The organism is Roseovarius sp. AK1035, assembly GCF_003288315.1.
In the GTDB taxonomy this organism is placed as follows: Bacteria; Pseudomonadota; Alphaproteobacteria; order Rhodobacterales; family Rhodobacteraceae; genus Roseovarius; species Roseovarius mucosus_A.
Genome location: NZ_CP030099.1, coordinates 286,429 through 306,551, shown reverse-complemented (window position 1 = coordinate 306,551; position 20,123 = coordinate 286,429). Strand labels below are relative to the sequence as shown.

Sequence of the window (20,123 nt, the reverse complement as noted above, 5' to 3'; positions counted from 1 at the left end):
GCGGTGCCCGGCCCTCGGATTCTGGGAAACGATCGTCTGGTGACGATGGTTAAGTGACAGGGGTCAATTGACGATGGTCGCCTCGGTTGCGGCGCGCAATTCGTCTTCGGTGACACCTTCGGCCAACTCAACAATCTTCAGACCGCCCTCGACCACATCGAGCACACCCAAGTTCGAGATGATCCGGTTGACCACACCTGTCCCTGTCAGCGGCAGGGTGCAGGATTTGAGCACTTTCGATTCGCCGTGCTTGTTGGTGTGGTCCATGACCACCACCACGCGGCCCACGCCCGCCACAAGATCCATGGCGCCGCCCATCCCCTTGACCAGCTTGCCGGGGATCATCCAGTTGGCGAGATCGCCATTCTCGGCCACCTCCATCGCGCCAAGGATTGCCATGGCAATCTTGCCGCCCCGGATCATGCCAAAGGAGGTGGCGCTGTCGAAATAGCTGGTGTCGGGCAGTTCGGTGATGGTCTGCTTGCCCGCATTGATGAGGTCTGCGTCCTCCGTACCTGCAACGGGGAAGGGCCCCATGCCCAGCATGCCGTTTTCCGATTGCAGCGTGACATGCACGCCCTCGGGAATGAAATTGGGCACCAGCGTGGGAATGCCGATCCCGAGGTTCACATAGGTCCCGTCCTCGAGTTCGAGCGCCGCGCGGGCGGCCATCTGATTGCGATCCCAAGCCATTATGCTGCCCTCACGGTGCGTTGTTCGATACGTTTCTCATGCGTGCCCTGCACCAAGCGGTGAACATAGATGCCCGGCAGGTGGATTTTGTCGGGGTCCAATTCGCCCGGTTGCACGATTTCCTCGACCTCCAGCACGCAGACCTTGCCGCACATGGCGGCAGGCGGGTTGAAGTTGCGCGCCGTCTTGCGGAAGATGGCGTTGCCGGTGGTGTCGGCCTTCCACGCCTTGACGATAGAGAGGTCGGCAAAGATGCCGCGTTCGAGAATATAGGTCTCGCCGTTGAACTCTTTATGTTCCTTGCCCTCGGCCACCTGGGTGCCGACGCCGGTCTTGGTGTAGAAACCCGGAATGCCGCAGCCGCCCGCGCGCATCCGCTCGGCCAGCGTGCCCTGTGGGTTGAATTCCAGCTCAAGCTCGCCGCTCAGATATTGGCGCATGAATTCGGCATTCTCGCCCACATAAGAGGACATCATTTTGCGCACTTGCCGCGTTTGCAGCAGGATACCGATGCCGAAATCATCCACGCCCGCATTGTTGCTGGCAAAGGTCAGATCCTTGACGCCCGAGTCGCGGATCGCGGCCAAGAGCAATTCGGGAATGCCGCAGAGGCCAAAGCCGCCCGCTGCGATCAGCATGTCGTCACGCAAGAGCCCGTCCAGCGCTTCGGCGGCCGAGCCGTAAACCTTGTTCATGTGGAACCTCCTCCAGACAGTGGTTTAACCCTCCTATGCGGCGCAAGCCGGGCGCGAGTCAACGCGGCCCGCGTGCCATCGCATCGGAATAGGGATTTCTACGTAGGTGTGGGGGCCGCGCCGGGTTATTTCCCGGCGGCGGCGCGTTTGGCGGGGGCCTTGGCCGCAGCTTTGGTGGTGGTGGCCTTTTTGGGCGCAGCCTTTTTCGCGGCCGGTTTCTTGGCGGTCGTGGCTTTGGCGGCGGTCTTTCGCGCTTTGCCCGGCTTTGTGGCCTTGGCGGCAATCGCGGCGATGGCCATTTCCATGGTCACATCGTCAGGTTCTGTGCCCTTGGGCAGGGTGGCATTGACCTTGTCCCATTTGATATAGGGGCCGTAGCGCCCTTCGAGGATCTGGATCGGGCCGCCATTCTCGGGGTGTTCGCCCAGATCGCGCAGCGCCTTGGCCGCCGCGCGCCCGCGCCCGCCGGGGTTGGCACGTTTGGCGGCCAAGAGTTCGACGGCGCGATTCATGCCGATTTCAAACACGTCGTTGGGGTCTTTGAGATTGGCGTAGACGGGTTTGGCCTCGTCCGGCAGTTGATGCATGAGATAGGGGCCGAAACGCCCGAAATTGGCGGAAATCATCCCGCCCTCGGGGTGTTGGCCCACGTCGCGCGGCAGGCTGAGCAGGGTAAGCGCCTTTTCCAGCGTCATGGCCTCGGCTGTCCAGCCTTTGGGCAGGCTGGCGCGGTCGGGCTTTTTGTTCTCTTCGGTCGCCTCGCCGCGTTGCACATAGGGGCCAAAGCGGCCAGAGCGCAGGGAAATTTCGTTGCCCGCCTCATCTTGCCCCAAGATACGGTCGCCATTTTCCCCAGCATCGCCGCCAATCGGGCGGGTGTAGCGGCATTCGGGATAATTGCCGCAGCCGACAAACCCGCCGGAGCGCGAGGTTTTCAGATGCAGCTGACCCGTGCCGCAGAGCGGGCATTGGCGCGGGTCGCTGCCATCCTCACGCGGAGGGTAAAGCGTGGGAGAGAGGGCCGCGTCGAGCACATCGAGCACTTCGGTGATGCGCAATTCAGAGGTTTCGGCGATTGCGGCGGAGAAATCGCGCCAGAAGCGGGCGAGGATTTCTTTGTAATCCGCCTCGCCGGCGCTGACGCGATCCAGATCCTCTTCGAGATTGGCGGTGAATTCGTAGCCCACGTATTTGCGGAAGAAGTTGATCAGAAAGATCGTGACAATGCGGCCCTTATCCTCTGGGAAGAGGCGGTTTTGTTCCTTGCGGACATATTCACGGTCCTGAATCGTGGTCAGGACGCTGGCATAGGTCGAGGGGCGGCCGATGCCCAGTTCTTCCATTTTCTTGACCAAGGTCGCCTCGGTATAGCGGGGCGGCGCTTGGGTAAAGTGTTGCAGGCCAAGAATGGATTCGTTGGGCGAGAGCACGGCGGCGGTTGTTTCGGCCCCATCGCTGGCGCGGGCAAATTCGCTGCGCAGCGACGATTTGGCAAAGGCGGCGGGCTCGCCCTGCATGATCTGGGGCAGGCGGCCATCGTCGTCGTCGCCGGTGGGCACATCATCGCGGCCCTCTTCATAGACCTTTAGAAAGCCCTCGAAGAGCATCACCTGACCGGTGGCGCGCAGGCCGACCTGACCATCATTGCTGCCGATCTCGACGGTGGTGCGCTCCATGCGAGCGGCCTCCATCTGGCAGGCGAGGGTGCGTTTCCAGATGAGATCGTAAAGCTTGCGCTGATCTGCGTCAGAGGTTTTGATATGGCCTGCGTCGCGCGTCATGTCTGTGGGGCGGATACATTCATGCGCCTCTTGGGCGTTCTTGGCCTTGTTTTTGTACATGCGGGGCGATTTCGGCAGATATTCCGGGCCAAACCGATCCTTGATCGCATCGCGCGCGGCCATCACGGCCTCGGGCGCCATGTCGATCCCGTCGGTGCGCATATAGGTGATATATCCCGCCTCATAGAGCCGTTGCGCGGCGGACATGCACTGCTTGGCGCCCATGCCGAATTTGCGGCTGGCCTCTTGTTGCAGCGTCGAAGTCATGAAGGGGGCCGAGGGATTGCGGCTGGCCGGTTTCGCTTCGACCGAGGTGACGGTGAGGGCGCGGGAGGTGATGGCCTGCACCGCCATTTCGGCCTGAGTGGCGTTCTCCAGATCGAATTTATCGAGCTTCTTGCCCGCAAGGGAGACCAGCCGCGCCTCATAGTCTTGGCCGCGCGGCGTGGTCAGCAGCGCCTTGACGGACCAGTATTCGCGGGCTGTGAACGCCTCGATTTCCATCTCGCGCTCGACGATGAGGCGCAGGCAGACCGATTGCACACGCCCCGCCGAGCGCGCGCCAGGCAGTTTGCGCCAGAGCACCGGGCTGAGGTTGAAACCCACGAGGTAGTCCAGCGCGCGGCGTGCGAGATAAGCCTCGACCAAGGGCGCATCGACCTGACGGGGATTTTTCATCGCCTCGGTGACGGCGGATTTGGTGATGGCGTTGAACACCACGCGGCTAACGGGCGTGTCTTTGTTGATCGCCTTGCGTTTGCGAAGGGTCTCTTCAAGGTGCCAGCTAATGGCCTCGCCTTCGCGGTCGGGGTCGGTGGCGAGGATGAGGGCGTTGTCATCCTTGAGGGCGTCGGCGATGGCCTTGACGTGCTTGCGGCTGTCGGGGCCCACCTCCCATGTCATGTCAAAGCCGTTCTCGGTATCGACCGATCCATCCTTGGCAGGCAGGTCGCGCACATGGCCATAGCTTGCCAGAACCGTGTAACCGTCGCCCAGATACTTGTTGATCGTCTTGGCTTTGGCGGGCGATTCGACAACGACAACGGGCATGGGCACTCCTTCCGGCTCTGGTCGAGGCTTATGGCGGCGCACCATGTGGGCTGGCAAGGGGAATTGTCAATCTGGCCGCAAGGGTTGCAAGAGCGCGACCTTATGACCCTATGCAGTGTATTGGCTATTGCGCGAGGGCCAGAAGGCCGCCCGGATGCCGTGTGATGCGCCCGTCAAGTTCGAGATCAAGAAGCGCGGGGGCGACCCGGTGGGCCGGGGTGGCCAGATCGCGGATGAGCTGATCCTCGGCCAGAGGAGAGGGCCCGAGACGGTTGAGGATCTGGGCGTGCAGGCCCGCGATGTCGCGGAGTGTGGGCGTGGGGCGCAGGGGCAATTCGGTCTGGGATGCTGTTGCGATGCTTGCCGCCTGTGGCAGCGCGTCGATCACATCCTCGGCGTTGCGGATCAGGGTGGCCCCGTCGCGGATCAGCATATTGCAGCCGCTGGCGCGGGCATCAATCGGGTGGCCGGGCACGGCCATCACCTCGCGCCCTTGATCGAGCGCGGTGCGGGCGGTGATGAGCGAGCCGGATTTCGCGGCAGCCTCGACCACGACCACGGCCTGTGCCAAGCCACTGACCAGCCGGTTGCGGCTGGGAAAATGCCGGGCCTGCGGGATAAGGCCGATGGGCTGTTCAGAGAGGCGCAGGCCGGAGGCGAGGATATCGCCCGCGAGTTTGGTATTCTCTGCCGGATAGATGACATCCACCCCGCCGGCCATGACCGCGATGGTGCCCGCCTCAAGACTGCCCAGATGGGCCGCGGTATCAACGCCACGTGCGAGGCCTGAAACGATCAGATAGCCCCGCGCCGAGAGATCGGCGGCCAGTGATCTGGCCATGCGCGTGCCCAAGGACGAGGCGTTTCGCGCGCCCACAAGGGCGATCATCGGGCGGGCAAGAAGGGCCGCATCACCCATCACCCAGAGAAGCGGGGGGCAATCGGAGATGTCCTTCAACTGGGTTGGAAAGCCGGGGTCTGCCAAGGTGAGGAGCCGTGCGCCGACTGCGTGGCCTGCGCGCAACTCGGCCTCGGCCACGCCGGGGGGGCAGGGGGTGTAATCGGGCACACCGGCGGCGCGGGCCACCTCGGGCAGGGCGGCAAGCGCCGCCTGAGCGCTGCCATGTTCCGCCAGCAGGCGGTGAAAGGTGGCCGGACCGACCCGGCGAGAGCGCAAGAGGCGAAGCCACGACACCCGGTCATCTTCCGTGGTGGGTGGGAGTGGGGGGTGAGTGGAAGGATGAGTAAGTTTGGGCATCCGTGACCTCGCCTGCTTGCAAGACCATGGATAGCGTGAAGAGGGTTAACGCATGGTAAACCGTGCCTGGGTGAGTCATGGATTTTTGGAAAAAATTACTTAAGTCTTTGATATTTAATATTAATTATTTTTGGTTTGAGGCTTGGGGCAGGTCGGCAAGGCGTCCGAGGCAGATGGCAGGCAAGGGGCCAAAGGGCGCATGTGTTAAGCGATGGGGCGATGCATTCTGAGAATTAAGAGGTAGAGGCCGCCGCGTTTCAGCGATCCGGCGTCTGCTCTGACTACCCAACGCTATATTGTGCATCCAGCTTTGCGCGGTCTGTGTCGGTCACGGCCCGGTTGCTCACGCTTGTTGCGAAACGTAGGACGTAACCATCCGGGTCCATGATCAAAAACTGACGCCGCGTGTCCATGCAGTCCGTTTTCCAGATGTCGGCTTCGTAGATGGTGATCAATGGCTTCGCGCCGCGAGATAGGACCGTCTCATACAATTTATCGACGTCCGGAACCATGAATTGAAAGTTGACGCCTCGGCCATGGGGGTGATCCATGTGATCTGGTTGCCACGGCACCCAAGTGCCATCCAATTGCCAATGCGCGAGCATGATTTGCGCGCCGTGTAATGTCAGATAGGCGTGGGGGTCGTGCCCTCTTTGTTGGGCGACCTTGAAGCCAAGGATATTGGTGTAAAACTCGAAGGAGACCTCGAAGTCTGAGCACCACAACTCGGGCACCAGAGGGTTGATTGCAAATGTCATCCCGTTCTCCGCAGACGCACGCTTGTGTCCAATAGCGTCGTACCTGACCGCTAGAGGTCAAGTAAAAAGGGGGGACGATACAGGCTGACAATGGCTGTTCATAAGGTGAGCGCGTTTCGCGCCTTGTTCCTCACGCCGCCGACCCCCCGACCGTCAACCCGCCGATCAGCACCGTGGGTTGGCCCACGCCCACGGGCACCCATTGGCCCTGTTTGCCGCAATTGCCCATGCCGGGATCAAGCGTCATGTCATTGCCCAAGCCCCGGATTTGCTGGAGCGCGGTGGCGCCGTCGCCGATGAGGGTGGCCCCTTTGACGGGCGCGCCGATCTTGCCGTCTTTGACGCGGTAGGCCTCGGTGCAGGAAAAGACGAATTTGCCGTTGGTGATATCGACCTGCCCGCCGCCAAAGCCCACGGCATAGATGCCGTCCTTCAACTCGGCCACCAGATCGCCCGGTGTGGTGTCTCCGCCCAGCATATAGGTGTTGGTCATGCGCGGCATGGGCGCGTGGGCATAGCTTTCTCGGCGTCCGTTGCCGGTGGGGGCCACGCCCATCAGGCGGGCATTCTGGCGATCCTGCATATAGCCCACCAGAATGCCATCCTCGATCAGGACATTGCGGGCAGAGGGCGTGCCTTCGTCGTCGATGGTGATGCTGCCGCGCCGGTCGGGGAGGGTGCCATCATCCAGAACGGTGACGCCGGGGGACGCGATACGTTGGCCCATGAGACCGGCAAAAGCAGAGGAGCCTTTGCGATTGAAATCGCCCTCAAGCCCGTGGCCGATGGCCTCGTGCAAGAGGATACCGGGCCAGCCGGGGCCAAGCACAACATCCATGGTGCCTGCGGGTGCCGGTTCGGCACGGAGGTTGACGAGGGCCACGCGCAGCGCCTCTTGGGTCTTGGCCTGCCAGTCGGCGGGATCAAGCAGGCCGTCAAGACCGACGCGCCCGCCGCCCCCGGCGCTGCCGCTTTCGCGGCGGCCCTCTTGCTCGACGATGATCGAGACATTGACGCGGGTCATGGGGCGAATGTCTTGCAGGTCTTGGCCATCGGGGCGCAGGATCACGACCTCTTGCAGCGAGGCGGCAATCGAGGCTGTGACCTGTACCACGCGGGGATCAAGGTCGCGCGCGAAGGCGTCAATCTCGCGCAGCGTGTCGAGTTTCACCGGGAAACTGGCCCCGGCGATGGGATCGGCATCGGTATAGAGGCGGCGATTCGTAGGCGTGGGCCCGGCTGCCAGGGTGCCCCCGCCTGCGCCGACGGCCAAGCGGGCGGTTTCCACCGCGCGTTTGAGCGCGGCCTCGGTCACTTCGGAGGAATGGGCATAGCCCGTAACCTCTCCACGCACGGCGCGCAGGCCGAACCCCTCGGAGGCGTCATAGGACGCGGTCTTGACCCGGCCATCGTCGAACATCAGCCCTTCGGCGCGGCGGCGTTCAAAGAAGAGCTCGCCATCGTCGGCCCCATGGGTCGCCTCACGCAGGCGGGACAGGGCGGTGGCGCGGTCGAGCAGGGTCTCGAAAGGGCGAAAGGCGGTGTCTGTCATTGGGATTCTCTCTCTGCGGCGCGGTCCGGGGGCGCGTTAATTTGATTTAAATCAAAAAAGCGTCCGTTTGCCGCAATGGTCTTTCTTGTCGTTTCAGGCAGAATATGGTTTTAGACGACACCGAGACAATGGGATTCCGCCGGGCGGCGGGGTGACCTTCGCAAAAAGACATGAACCGCTTTAACCGATCAGGGTGTAAAATGCGACTAACTTCCAGCCTTATGGCGGCCATGACCGCCTTTCTCGCCCTTCCTGCCATGGCTCAAGAGGGGCTTGAGATCGTAGGAAAGCCCGTTGACGGCAAGATGGGCTTTCAGCCGGCGGCAACCGAGCTTGCGCGGGATTTGCAATGGCTGGACGGGATGATCAACGTGATCATCATCGCGATCGTGATCTTTGTGACCGCGTTGCTGGTGATCGTCATGATCCGCTACAACCGCAAGACCAATGCAACACCGGCCAGTTTCACGCACAACTCGCCGATCGAGATTGCCTGGACGATCATTCCCATCGTGATCCTTGTCTTTATCGGGGCCTTCTCGTTGCCGGTGCTGTTCAAGCAGCAGGAAATTCCCGAGGGCGAGATCAACATCAAGGTGACTGGCTATCAGTGGTACTGGGGCTATGAATATACCGACCACGATTTTGCCTTTGACAGCTATATGATCGGTGCCCCGGCGACGGGTGGCGACAACCGCATGACGCCCGAAGTCGAGGCGCAGCTGATCGAGGCCGGTTACAGCAAGGATGAGTTCCTGCTGGCCACCGATACCTCGGTCGTGGTGCCCGTGGGCAAGACCGTTGTCATGACCGTGACCGGCGCAGATGTGATTCACAGCTGGACCATCCCCGCCTTTGGCGTGAAGCAGGATGCGGTGCCGGGGCGTCTGGCGCAGCTTTGGTTCAATGCCGAGAAGGAAGGCGTGTACTTTGGCCAGTGTTCAGAGCTTTGCGGTCAGGCCCATGCCTATATGCCGATCACCGTCAAGGTGGTGAGCGAAGAGGCCTATGCCGAGTGGCTGGATGGCGCGATCGAGGAATATGCCGGTACGCCGCGGTCCGTGGATGTGGCGCAGGCTGACTAAAGCAGACCGGGGTGCGCGCAATCTGTCCGCGCCCCAATCATGCCACGTAAGGGGCGCAGCCCTTGCGCCCCTTGGCCGGAGACTGAAATGAGCGATGCGAGCCTGAACACAGCCAGCCCCGTCAGCCGCGCCCAGGAGGGTGAGGCCGGATTTGGCGATTTCTTTGCCCTGCTCAAGCCGCGGGTGATGACGCTGGTGGTGTTTACGGCGCTGGTCGGTCTTTTGGCGGCGCCGGTGGGCGTGCATCCGGTCATCGGTTTTGCGGCGATCCTTTTCATTGCTGTAGGCGGCGGCGCTGCGGGCGCGCTCAATATGTGGTGGGAATCGGATATTGATGCGCTGATGAAGCGCACGCAAAAGCGGCCCATTCCGGCGGGCAAGGTCACGCGGGACGAGGCCTTTGCCTTTGGGATCACGCTGGCGGTGATGTCGGTGGTCATGCTGTGGCTGGCGACCAACGCGTTGGCGGCTGGCATCTTGGCCTTTACGATTTTCTTTTACGTGGTCATCTACACCATCGGGCTAAAGCGTTGGACGCCGCAGAATATCGTCATTGGTGGTGCTGCGGGTGCGTTCCCTCCGATGATTGGCTGGGCTGCGGCGACGGGCACGGTGAGCCTTGAATCGGTGCTGATGTTTGCGCTGATTTTCATGTGGACGCCGCCGCATTTCTGGGCGCTGGCACTGTTCATGCGCGGCGATTACGACACGGCGGGCGTGCCGATGCTGACGGTGACGCATGGGCGGCGCGCGACGCGGGTGCATATCCTTGTTTACACGGTGCTCTTGGCGGCGCTGGCGATTGGGGCTGCGTTTACCGGGATCGGCGGGCCGGTGTATCTGGCGGTTGCGGTGGTCTTTAACGCGCTCTTTCTGCGGGATGCGGTTGCGATCTGGCGGCGGGATGAGGATCAGGCGGAGGCCGATAACTACCGCGTCGAAAAGCGGGCGTTCAAGCTGTCGCTCTGGTATCTTTTCGCGCATTTCACGGCCATTCTTGCCGAGGCGGCGCTGGGCGGGTTTGGCTTGGGTGGCTGGTCATGAGCTTTCGCGAGGAACATGAGCTGCACAAGCGCCGGTTTGGCCGCAATCTGGGCCTTGGCCTTGTGCTGGCAGGGTTTGTTGCACTGGTGTTCGGCATGACGATTGCCAAAGTCTCGGACGATGGATTCGCCGTGCCCAAGATCGAACAGGGGGAGAATTGATGGCGCTTGATCCGAAATTCAAGACCGTGACCCAGACTGTTGGCGTGGTCGTCCTGATGGGCGGGCTCGCTTGGGCGTCGGTGCCGTTCTACGACTGGTTTTGCCGCGTGACTGGCTTTGGCGGGGCGACAGGCGTGTCAGAAGTGGCAAGCGACGATGTTCTGGAGCAAACCGTCAAAGTGCGGTTCGACGCCAGCAAAGAGCGCGATATGCCTTGGGAGTTCAAACCCATGGAGCGCCAGATGGAAATTCGCATCGGTGAGACGGGGCTGGCCTTTTACGAGGCTTATAACCCCACTGACCGCGCAGTCGCCGGATCAGCCAGCTATAATGTCACGCCCTATGAGGCGGGTGGCTTTTTCACCAAGATCGACTGTTTCTGTTTTGAACAACAGGTGCTACAGCCGGGTGAACGGGTTCAGATGCCCGTGACCTTTTACGTCGACCCAGAGATCGTGACCGACCGTGACGCGAAATACGTACATACGATCACGCTGTCCTACACGTTCCACGAAATTGACCTGCCCGAGGAGCAAGCCGCGCTTGAGCAGGGGACCAACAACGATAAAAACCTGAACTGAGCCTTCGACGAGGGATAAGACAAAGATGGCACACGAGAAAAACCACGATTACCACATTCTGCCCCCCTCAATCTGGCCGTTGCTCGGCTCTTTGGCGGGGTTCGTCATGCTCTTTGGGGCGGTCCTGTTCTTTCACGATCATGGGCCTTGGATGCTCTTGGCGGGTCTGGTTGGCGTGCTTTACGTCATGTTCGGCTGGTGGGCCGATGTGGTGAACGAGGGGCAGACCGGCGATCACACTCCGGTCGTGCGGATCGGCCTGCGCTATGGCTTTATCATGTTCATCATGTCCGAAGTGATGTTCTTTGCCGCGTGGTTCTGGAGCTTTTTCAAGCATGCCATGTATCCGATGGGCGAAAACTCTCCGATGGTCGATGGCGTCTGGCCGCCTGTCGGGATCGAGACCTTTGATCCTTGGCATCTGCCGCTGATCAACACGCTGATCCTGCTCTGCTCGGGCTGTGCTGCGACATGGGCACACCATGCGCTGGTGCATGAGAACAATCGTCAGGACGTAAAGCGCGGGCTGATGATCGCGATTGCGCTGGGTGCGATCTTTACCGTGTTCCAAGCCTATGAATATAGCCACGCGGCCTTTGGCTTTTCCGGCAATATCTACGGCGCCAACTTCTTTATGGCGACGGGCTTTCACGGGGCGCATGTGGTGATCGGTACGATTTTCCTCTTTGTCTGCCTGATCCGGGTGCAAAAGGGGCATTTCACGCCGCAACAGCACGTGGGCTTTGAAGCGGCCGCTTGGTATTGGCACTTTGTCGATGTGGTCTGGCTGTTCCTGTTCGCCGCGATCTACATCTGGGGCGCGTGACGATCTTTTAAATAAGATCGGTGCCTGCGGCGCGAATATTTGAAGCAAGAAAAAGATGCGGGGGGTTTCCTTTCCCCGCATTTTCCTTTTGAGAGTGAGCCATGCGGAAAAGCGTTCTGATCCCCCTGATCTTTGGCATTGCCGGTGTGGCGGTGCTGATTGGGTTGGGCAAATGGCAGGTCGACCGGCTGGCATGGAAAGAGGGTGTATTGGCGGATATCGCGGCACATATCGCCGCGCCGCCGGTGGGGTTGCCCGACGCCGCAGAGCCAGAGGCAGATCGCTATCTGCCGGTTGAGGTTACGGGGCAGATTGGCGATACGGCGCTGCGGGTGCTGGTCAGTCAAAAGCAGGTGGGCGCGGGATATCGGGTGATTTCCGTTTTGGACACCGGGGCGCGCCGGGTGCTGCTTGACCGGGGGTTCATCAAGGTGAGCGCCGATATTCCGGCCCCACCGGAGGGGATGGTCACGGTTCAGGGCAATCTGCACTGGCCCGACGAGCGGCTGAGTTCCACGCCCGAAAACGATGTGGCGGGCAATATCTGGTTTGCTCGCGACATCGCACAGATGGCTGACGTGCTGGATACAGAGCCGGTTTTGGTGGTGGCGCGCAGGCTGTCGGTGCCGGAAGTGGGCGTGTCGCCCTTGCCGGTAGACACAAGCGGTATTCCCAACGATCACCTGAGTTACGCGATCACATGGTTTTCGCTGGCCGCCATATGGGCCGCGATGACCGGGGTTTTCATCTGGCGCATGCGGCAGGCAGAGAGAGGCAAGACGTGAAATACATCTCGACACGGGGCCGCGCGCCCACGCTGAGTTTCGAAGAGGCGATGCTGACGGGGTTGGCGCGCGATGGTGGGCTCTATCTGCCCGAGAGCATTCCGGTGATGAGCGCCGAGGATATGCGCGCACTCGAGGGCGTGAGCTATGAGGAGGCGGCGTTTCGAGTGATGCGGCCGTTCATCGGCGATGCCTTTACCGACGAGGAGTTTCGCGGGATCATCGCGCGGGCCTATGCGGGCTTTGGCCATGCGGCTCGGGCGCCGCTCAAGCAATTGAATAGCGGTCATTTCCTGCTGGAGTTGTTCCACGGCCCGACGCTGGCGTTCAAGGATTTCGCCATGCAGCTGATTGGGCAGATGTTCGAGTTCTCGCTCAAGCGCTCTGGCCAACGGGTGAGCATTGTGGGGGCGACCTCCGGCGATACCGGCTCTGCGGCGATCGAGGCGTTTCGGGGTCTGGATGCGGTGGATGTGTTCATCCTCTATCCGCATGGCCGGGTGTCCGAGGTGCAGCGGCGGCAGATGACAACGCCGGTTGAGGGCAATGTGCATGCGCTGGCGATTGATGGGCATTTCGACGATGCGCAAGCGCGCGTCAAAGATATGTTCAACGATTTCGAGTTCCGCGACGGCGTGCGTCTGGCGGGTGTGAACAGCATCAACTGGGCGCGGGTTCTGGCGCAGGTGGTGTATTACTTTACGTCGGCTGTCAGTCTTGGTGCGCCGGACCGCAAGGTCAGTTTCACGGTGCCGACGGGGAATTTCGGCGATGTCTTCGCGGGCTATATCGCCAAGCGGATGGGCCTGCCGATTGACCGGCTGGTGGTGGCGACCAATCAGAACGATATTCTGCACCGTTGTCTGAGCACGGGAGAGTATCGCCCCGATGGCGTGGCCCCGTCGATCAGCCCGTCTATGGATATTCAGGTGTCTTCGAATTTTGAACGCGCGCTCTTCTATGCCTATGGGCAGGATGGGAGCGCCGTGGCGCAGGAGATGGAGGCGTTGAAGGCGGGCGGATTTAGCGTGAGCCAAGGCGCGCTGGAGGCGCTGCGCGAGACCTTCGACAGCGGGCGTTGTAGCGAAGAGGACACCCGCGCCGCTATTCGCGATACATGGGCCGCGAGTGGCGAGTTGCTGTGCCCCCATAGCGCGGTGGGCGTGCATGTGGCCGAGGCAGAGCGGCATGCGGGCGTGCCGATGATCACGCTGGCCACAGCGCATCCTGCGAAATTTCCGGCTGCGGTGGAAGAGGCGAGCGGGATTCACCCCCCCTTGCCCGAGCGTATGGCGGACCTGTATGAGCGGGATGAACGTGTGACGCGGGTCGAGAACGACCTGAGCGCCATTGAAACATTGATCAAGGAACGGATCGCCAATTGAGTGTCCAACTGACCACCCTTCCCAACGGGTTTCGCATCGTCTCGGAGCATATGCCGGGCCTGCAATCGGCGGCCATCGGCGTCTGGGTGCTGGCCGGCGCGCGCCATGAAGAGGCCAGCCAGAATGGCATCGCGCATTTTCTGGAGCATATGGCCTTTAAGGGGACCAAGCGGCGTTCGGCCTTGCAGATCGCCGAGGCGATTGAGGATGTGGGCGGCTATATCAACGCCTATACCAGCCGCGAGGTGACGGCCTATTACGTGCGCGTCCTCAAGGAAGATGTGCCGCTGGCCTTGGATGTGGTGTCGGATATTCTGCGTAACCCGGTCTTCGATCCGCGTGAGATCGAGGTTGAACGCGGCGTGATCCTGCAAGAGATCGGTCAGGCGGCGGATACGCCCGATGACATCATTTTCGACTGGTTGCAGGAAAAGGCCTATCCCGATCATCCGCTGGGACGCACCATTCTGGGCGCGGAAGAGCGGGTGCGCGGCTTTGACCGGCCCGATCTGGAACGGTTCGTGGATCAGTATTACCGGCCCGGTCAGATGGTGCTGTCGGCGGCGGGGGCGGTAGATCACGAGGCCCTCGTGCGCATGGCCGAAGGCGTGTTTGGTGACATGATCCCAAGCCATGCGATCGAGCCGCCGGTGGCGCGGTTTGCAGGGGGCGAGACGCGGCATGTCAAGGACCTGGAGCAGGCGCATTTCGCGCTCGCCTTCGAGAGCCCGGATTACGCGCATCCCGATATTTACACCGCGCAAATCTATGCCTCTGCGCTTGGTGGGTCGATGTCGTCGCGGCTGTTTCAGGAGATCCGCGAGCGGCGGGGGCTGTGTTATTCGATCTATGCGCAGGCCGGGGCCTATTCGGATACCGGCATGATGACGATCTACGCAGGCACATCGGGCGAGCAATTGGGTGATCTGGCAGGGATCACCATCGACGAGATGAAGCGTGCCGCCGAAGATATGAGCGCCGCCGAGGTCGAGCGGGCGCGGGCGCAGATGAAGGCCGGATTGCTGATGGGGCTGGAGAGCCCGAGCAACCGGGCCGAACGGCTGGCGCGGATGCTGCAAATCTGGGGGCGGGTGCCAACCCTGCCAGAGGTTGTGGAACGCATTGACGCGGTGACGCTTGCGGATGTGCGGCGGCTGGCCGAAAGCACGGTGGCGCAGGCCCCTGCGGCGCTGGCGCTTTATGGTCCGGTGGAACAGGCCCCGACGCTGGCCGCCCTTGATGCGAGGCGCGCTGCCTGATGATGCTTTTGCCGCGCCGCAAGCTCAGGATCGAGACCGAGCGTCTCAGCCTGCGGCAGCCGGTGATCGGCGATTATCGGGACTGGAGCGCGTTGCGCGCGGAGAGTGCGGATTTCCTGACCCCGTGGGAGCCGCTCTGGGCCGTGGATCATCTGGCGCGCAAAGGGTTTTCCAACCGGGTCTGGTGGGCGCAACGCTCGATTTCGAATGGCAGCGCGATGCCGCTTTTTTTGGTGCGGCGCGAGGATCAGGCGTTATTGGGGGCGATCACGCTGGACAATATTCGGCGTGGTCCGGCGCAGGCGGGCACGCTGGGCTATTGGATCGGCCAAGCCTATGCGCGGCAGGGCTATATGCGCGAGGCGATTGCGGGGGTGGTGCACTATGCCTTTGACCGGCTGGACCTAAGCCGAATCGAGGCGGCCTGCCTGCCGGAAAATCAGGCGTCGCGGGCGCTGCTGGAAAAATGCGGGTTCAAATACGAAGGTGTCGCGCAGAGCTATTTGCAGATCAACGGGCGTTGGCGGACGCATGTTCTTTATGCGCAGTTGCGGGCAGACCGGCGCGGGCGCACGGATGTGGGGTGATCCCACGGGTTACTCGCGGAATGCCTTGGCCAGATAATCGGTGAAGGGTTTGACCAGATAAGCCAGCGGTGTGCGGTCGGCGGTGCGGATGAACGCCTCGACCGGCATGCCGGGGATAAGGGTGGTGCCCTCGGGCAAGCGGGCCTGCTCGCCTTCGCTCAGCACGATTTCGGCGCGGTAATAGCTGGCGCGCGTGGCCTCATCCTCGAAGGCATCGGCGGAAATCTGGGTGACGCGCCCAAAAAGTTCTGGCGTGGTGCGTTGATCGAGCGCGGAGAAGCGCAGCGTGACTTCCTGTCCGACAAAGAGTTTATCGACATGGATGCTGTCGACGCGGGCGTTGATCACCAGCGGGCGGTCCTGTGGCACGATGAAGAGCACCGGATCGGCGGGCCGGATGACCGAGCGTTGGGCAAAGACCTGTAGGTTATAAACCACGCCCGAGACTGGCGCGGGGATGTCGAGCCGCCCCATTTGTTCGATCAGGGCGCGGCGTTGTTCGCGCAATTCAAGCTCGCGGAATTGCAGATCCCGCAGGGTGGTGATCGCCTCTTCGCGCCGGTCTGTGCCCAGTTTGAGAATCGAGATTTCGATTTCGGTGATGCGGCCCTCGGCCTCGGCCTTTTGGGCGGCAAGATCGCCCATGGTGCCGCTGAGGCGCGCCTGTTCGCGTTGCAGCCCGAGCACGCGGGTCGCTTGCGCTAGCCCACGATCCAGCAGCGATTGTTGATCGGTCAGTTCCAGTTCGATCAGTTCAAGCTGGCGGGCAAGGGCCACTTGCTGGGCCTCAATGCCCTCGATCTGGTTGGAAATCTGGCCGCGCCGCTTGTCGAGTTGGTCAATCTCGGCGGCGACGGTCTGGGCGCGGGCCTCGAACAGGGTCTTTTGCCCGGTCATCAGATCGGCGGCGTCGGCGTTCTGCGCTGACAGGTCAATGAGGAGCGGATCGAATTTCAGGGCATCGCGCCCGTCGCGCTCGGCCTCTAGGCGGCCACGGCGGGCCATGAGTTCGGCAAGCTGGTTTTCGATGATCGAGAGTTCGGATTGCAACTCGTTGGGATCAAGCCGGACAAGCACCTGACCGGCGCTGACCTTGTCGCCCTCTTTGATCTCGATGGCGGAAACGACGCCACCGTCGGGGTGTTGGACGACCTGCCGGTTTTGATCCACCTCGATGCGCCCCGGTGCGATAATCGCCCCGGAAATCTGGGTGAACGCGGCCCATGTCCCAAACCCGCCCACCAGCAGAACAAGGCCGATGAGACCGATGATCAGCGGCTTGCGCGCCGACCATGCGCTATCGTTCGGGGCGCTCATCGCACACCTCCTGGGCCGGTGGACTCGGTGACTTGTTGATGGTTCTGGAGCACGTCCTTGAGCACTTTTTCACGCGGGCCAAAGGCGCGCATAACGCCGGCCTCAAGCATCAGCAGCATATCGCATTCCTTGATCGCGGCGGGACGGTGGGCAACCACGATCACGGCCTTGCCTTCGGCCTTGAAGCTGCGGATGGCGAGATTGACCGCTTCGCTGCCTTCGTTGTCGAGATTGGAATTGGGTTCATCCAGCACGAGGATCATGGGATCGCCATACATGGCGCGGGCAAGGCCGATGCGCTGCATCTGCCCGCCCGAGAGCCGCCCGCCGCTGGCGCTGACGCGGGTGTCATAGCCGTTGGGCAGTTTTAGGATCATCTCATGGGCGTCGGCCTTGCGCGCGGCGGCGACGATCTTGGCGGGGTCTGGTTGGGGGGCCAAGCGGGCGATGTTGTCGGCGATGGTGCCGTCAAAGAGCTGCACGCGCTGTGGCAGATAGCCGATCAACTCACCCAGCACATTGGGGGCGTATTGGTCGAGGGTTGCGCCATCGAGGCGGATCTTGCCGCCCGCAGGCCGCCAGACGCCGGTGATGGCGCGGGCGAGGGTGGATTTGCCCGCCCCGGAGGGGCCGATCACGCCCACGGCCTGACCCGGTTCGATCTTGAAACTGAGTGTTTTGAGCACGGCCTGGCTTTCACCCGGCGGGACCATGGTGAGTTGGCTCACTTCCAGCCGCGCCTTGGGGCGGGGCAGGGGCGTGCGCGGTTGTTCAGGGGGAACAGAGCCGAGGAGTTCCGCCAGGCTTTCCCAGCCTTTGGCGGCGCGTTGCACCAGCGCCCATTGGCCGATGGCCTGCTCGATGGGGGCAAGGGCGCGGCCCATAAGAATCGAGCCTGCGATCATGGCCCCGGGCGTCAGCTCTCCGCGCAGCACGAGCCACGCGCCCAGACCCAGCATCGCCGATTGAAGAAGAAGGCGCAGCGCCTTGGTAGAGGTGGTGAAGGTGCCGCCCAGATCAGCGGCCTCGATCGCGGTCGATAGGGCGCGGCCACGCGCGGCTTGCCAGCGATCAAAGGCCGCGTCACGCATGCCCATGGCCTGAATCATCTCGGATTCGTTGCGCAATTGTTCGGAAATTGATTCGGCCTGAACGCTTGCGTTATTGGCCTGTCCGGTGGGTTTGCGGGTCACGACCTGATTGATCAGGGTGACAACAACCAAAAGCGCCCCCCCGGCAAGAGCGAGAATGCCAAGCCAAGGGTGAAACACCCAGATTGCGGCCAGAAAGAACGGGGCCCATGGCATGTCGAAAATTGCCAGAAGCACGGGCGATGTCATCAGCCGCTGGATTGATTCCAGATCGCGCAGGCCGGTGGCGGTGTTGGCATCGGGTTGGATGGCCGATTTGCGAATCACCGCGTCGAATACCCGCCGGTCCAGACGCGCCTGAAAGCGCGCGCCGACCCGCCCCATGATGCGGCCACGGGCATAATCGAGTAGGCCCATCATCGTATAGAGAAATAAAACCAGCACCGAGAGAGCGATCAGGGTTTCCACCGAGCGGCTGCTGAGGACGCGGTCATAGACCTGCAACATGTAGATTGGGCCGGTCAACATCAGAAGATTGGCGAAAAAGCTGAAGATGCCAACAAACCAGTAGAGACTACGGCTTTCGCGTCGGGCCGCGCGCAATTCTTGGCGGCCCGCTTCCAGTTTCATCTTGTCCAAATCTGTATTCCGTCTTTAGTGTTCAAGTCTTTAAGTGATCCAAAGCAATCCTGTCTTCCCTTACAGGGAATGTCACCATTCTGCCACAGCATTGTGAACATGGGGCGTAGGATGATGGGTTTGTTCGGGCTATAGTTTATGTAAGGCAGAGACTCGTTTAATGACGGATAAACCATTGCTGTTGCCATCTTTCCATATCTCGTCCGGTTCCGCGTTGCGGGTGATCGCCCTTACAGGTGTCGTCGCGCTGAGCGCCTGCGCGCGCCCTGATCCGTCAGAGGCCACGCGCGATGTTTTCGACCCGTATGAGTCGCAAAACCGCGGTGTGCATGAGTTCAACCGAGGGTTTGACCGTTCGCTCGTGCGGCCGGTGGCCAAGGGATATAGTGCGGCCATTCCCGACGATATCGAGACAGTCATCGGGCGGTTCTCGACCAACCTATCGCTGCCGAGTGATATTGTGAACAATGTCTTGCAGCTGAATATGCGTGGGGCGTTTCAGGACACCGCGCGTCTGGTTGTAAACACCACCTTTGGCCTTGGCGGTCTGTTTGATCCGGCCAGCGAAATGGGTATGGCCGCGGGCACCAACACCGATTTCGGCGAAACTTTGCACGTTTGGGGCGCGCGGGAAGGGGCCTATGTAGAACTGCCGGTCTTGGGCCCTTCGACAGAGCGGGATACCTGGGGCATTGCGGTTGATCTTTTCACCAACCCCTTGAGTTACATACTTGAATCGCCGGCTAATCTGGTTGGAACCGGGGCGGGTGTGGCCGCTGGCCTATCCAAGCGCGAGAAGTTCAGCGAGACGATTGACGCCATTCTTTACGAGAGTGCCGACAGCTATGCGCAGTCGCGCTCGATCTTCCTGCAAAACCGACGCTTCAAACTGGGCGGCACGGCTGATAGTGTCTATGACGACCCTTACGGTAGTCTTGAGCCGTCCACACCTTTGGAGGATCCCTATGCTGAGTGACATCACCCGCCGCCATTTCATGACCTCGGGTTTTGCCGTGACCGCGTTGGCTGCCCTGCCCAGCACCGGGTGGGCGCTCGATGATGCGCGCGCGCGGTCGCTGGTGGATGAGGTTGTGGTGAACATCAACCGCGTCATCGCATCGGGCAAGCCGATATCGGGCATGATCGCGGATTTCGAGCGTATTTTCAGCACCTATGCCGATGTGAATATCATTGCGCGGTCTACCCTTGGGGCGGATGCCAACCGGGTATCATCGGCGCAGATGCGTGCCTTTACCGAAGCGTTCCGGGGCTATATCGCGCGGAAATATGGCAAGCGGTTCAATGAATTCGCGGGGGGGCGCATCGAGGTGAACTCGGTCAAGCCGGTGAAATCGTGGCACGAGGTGAAATCCACGGCCTATCTTCGCGGGCAATCGCCGTTCGAGGTAAGTTTCCTCGTGTCAGACCGCTCGGGCAAGGATCTGTTTTTCGATATGATCATCGAGGGCATCAGCCTGCGGCTGAGCGAGCGCACCGAGATTGGCGCGATGCTGGATCGCCGCAATGGCGATGTGAACGCGCTGATTGCGGATCTCAAGCAAGCGGGCTGAGGCGT

Annotated in this window: 19 protein-coding genes; 11 read left to right on the top strand and 8 right to left on the bottom strand. The window is 61.5% G+C overall.

The genetic code is table 11. The annotated features are described in order from the left end of the window. Nucleotides 1-63: 63 nt before the first annotated feature. The 6 genes from RAK1035_RS01550 to tldD form a co-directional block, all read right to left on the bottom strand. Nucleotides 64-693, bottom strand: a complete 630-nt coding sequence (locus RAK1035_RS01550) for a 3-oxoacid CoA-transferase subunit B (RefSeq protein WP_008279119.1) — start codon at nt 691-693, stop codon at nt 64-66. Continuing rightward, nucleotides 693-1,388, bottom strand: a complete 696-nt coding sequence (locus RAK1035_RS01545) for a CoA transferase subunit A (RefSeq protein WP_008279118.1) — start codon at nt 1,386-1,388, stop codon at nt 693-695. Before RAK1035_RS01545 ends, RAK1035_RS01550 begins: the two co-directional genes overlap by 1 nt. Nucleotides 1,389-1,513: 125 nt before the next feature. After that, nucleotides 1,514-4,219, bottom strand: a complete 2,706-nt coding sequence (topA, locus tag RAK1035_RS01540) for a type I DNA topoisomerase (RefSeq protein WP_008279117.1) — start codon at nt 4,217-4,219, stop codon at nt 1,514-1,516. A gap of 124 nt (nt 4,220-4,343) precedes the next feature. Further along, nucleotides 4,344-5,477, bottom strand: coding sequence for a DNA-processing protein DprA (gene dprA / locus RAK1035_RS01535; RefSeq protein ID WP_083803295.1), 1,134 nt, complete (start codon nt 5,475-5,477; stop codon nt 4,344-4,346). Nucleotides 5,478-5,758: 281 nt separating this feature from the next. Continuing rightward, on the bottom strand, nt 5,759-6,235 hold the full coding sequence (locus RAK1035_RS01530) for a VOC family protein (protein ID WP_008279115.1): 477 nt from the start codon (nt 6,233-6,235) through the stop codon (nt 5,759-5,761). Between the two features lie 130 nt (nt 6,236-6,365). Beyond that, entirely contained in the window at nt 6,366-7,787 is a 1,422-nt protein-coding gene (gene tldD / locus RAK1035_RS01525) for a metalloprotease TldD (protein WP_008279114.1), read from the bottom strand. Nucleotides 7,788-7,987: 200 nt separating this feature from the next. On the opposite strand from tldD, the gene coxB reads away from it, so the two are divergent. The 9 genes from coxB (at nt 7,988) to RAK1035_RS01485 (ending at nt 15,500) form a co-directional block, all read left to right on the top strand. After that, entirely contained in the window at nt 7,988-8,872 is an 885-nt protein-coding gene (coxB, locus tag RAK1035_RS01520; RefSeq protein WP_037296651.1) for a cytochrome c oxidase subunit II, read from the top strand. An 87-nt stretch (nt 8,873-8,959) separates the two neighbouring features. Then, nucleotides 8,960-9,916 carry a heme o synthase gene (gene cyoE / locus RAK1035_RS01515; RefSeq protein WP_008279112.1) on the top strand — a complete coding sequence of 319 codons (957 nt, stop codon included), beginning with the start codon at nt 8,960-8,962 and terminating at the stop codon, nt 9,914-9,916. After that, nucleotides 9,913-10,077 (top strand): hypothetical protein, encoded by a 165-nt coding sequence (locus RAK1035_RS20330; RefSeq protein ID WP_008279111.1) that lies wholly within the window; start codon nt 9,913-9,915, stop codon nt 10,075-10,077. The genes cyoE and RAK1035_RS20330 overlap by 4 nt, the downstream gene beginning before the upstream one ends. After that, nucleotides 10,077-10,658, top strand: coding sequence for a cytochrome c oxidase assembly protein (locus RAK1035_RS01510; protein ID WP_008279110.1), 582 nt, complete (start codon nt 10,077-10,079; stop codon nt 10,656-10,658). The genes RAK1035_RS20330 and RAK1035_RS01510 overlap by 1 nt, the downstream gene beginning before the upstream one ends. A 25-nt stretch (nt 10,659-10,683) precedes the next feature. Continuing rightward, nucleotides 10,684-11,484, top strand: a complete 801-nt coding sequence (locus RAK1035_RS01505; RefSeq protein ID WP_008279109.1) for a cytochrome c oxidase subunit 3 — start codon at nt 10,684-10,686, stop codon at nt 11,482-11,484. Nucleotides 11,485-11,585: 101 nt separating this feature from the next. After that, nucleotides 11,586-12,269 carry an SURF1 family protein gene (locus RAK1035_RS01500; RefSeq protein ID WP_008279108.1) on the top strand — a complete coding sequence of 228 codons (684 nt, stop codon included), beginning with the start codon at nt 11,586-11,588 and terminating at the stop codon, nt 12,267-12,269. Next, nucleotides 12,266-13,654 (top strand): threonine synthase, encoded by a 1,389-nt coding sequence (gene thrC / locus RAK1035_RS01495; protein WP_008279107.1) that lies wholly within the window; start codon nt 12,266-12,268, stop codon nt 13,652-13,654. Before RAK1035_RS01500 ends, thrC begins: the two co-directional genes overlap by 4 nt. Further along, nucleotides 13,651-14,913, top strand: coding sequence for a M16 family metallopeptidase (locus RAK1035_RS01490; RefSeq protein ID WP_037296648.1), 1,263 nt, complete (start codon nt 13,651-13,653; stop codon nt 14,911-14,913). Before thrC ends, RAK1035_RS01490 begins: the two co-directional genes overlap by 4 nt. A 2-nt stretch (nt 14,914-14,915) precedes the next feature. Then, complete coding sequence (locus RAK1035_RS01485) at nt 14,916-15,500, top strand: GNAT family N-acetyltransferase (protein ID WP_198133559.1); 585 nt, start codon at nt 14,916-14,918, stop codon at nt 15,498-15,500. Nucleotides 15,501-15,509: 9 nt separating this feature from the next. Here the strand turns inward: RAK1035_RS01485 and RAK1035_RS01480 are convergent, their stop codons facing one another. Beyond that, nucleotides 15,510-16,817: an HlyD family type I secretion periplasmic adaptor subunit gene (locus RAK1035_RS01480; protein WP_008279104.1), complete on the bottom strand. Its 1,308-nt coding sequence runs from the start codon at nt 16,815-16,817 to the stop codon at nt 15,510-15,512. Continuing rightward, entirely contained in the window at nt 16,814-18,538 is a 1,725-nt protein-coding gene (locus RAK1035_RS01475; RefSeq protein WP_037296918.1) for a type I secretion system permease/ATPase, read from the bottom strand. The genes RAK1035_RS01480 and RAK1035_RS01475 overlap by 4 nt, the downstream gene beginning before the upstream one ends. Before the next feature lie 169 nt (nt 18,539-18,707). Here RAK1035_RS01475 and RAK1035_RS01470 point away from each other — a divergent pair, with 169 nt between their 5' ends. Next, the gene (locus RAK1035_RS01470) at nt 18,708-19,523 is read left to right on the top strand and encodes an MlaA family lipoprotein (protein ID WP_008279102.1); all 816 of its coding nucleotides are present in this window, start codon (nt 18,708-18,710) and stop codon (nt 19,521-19,523) included. Next, nucleotides 19,513-20,118 carry an MlaC/ttg2D family ABC transporter substrate-binding protein gene (locus RAK1035_RS01465; protein WP_008279101.1) on the top strand — a complete coding sequence of 202 codons (606 nt, stop codon included), beginning with the start codon at nt 19,513-19,515 and terminating at the stop codon, nt 20,116-20,118. The genes RAK1035_RS01470 and RAK1035_RS01465 overlap by 11 nt, the downstream gene beginning before the upstream one ends. Nucleotides 20,119-20,123 lie beyond the last annotated feature (5 nt).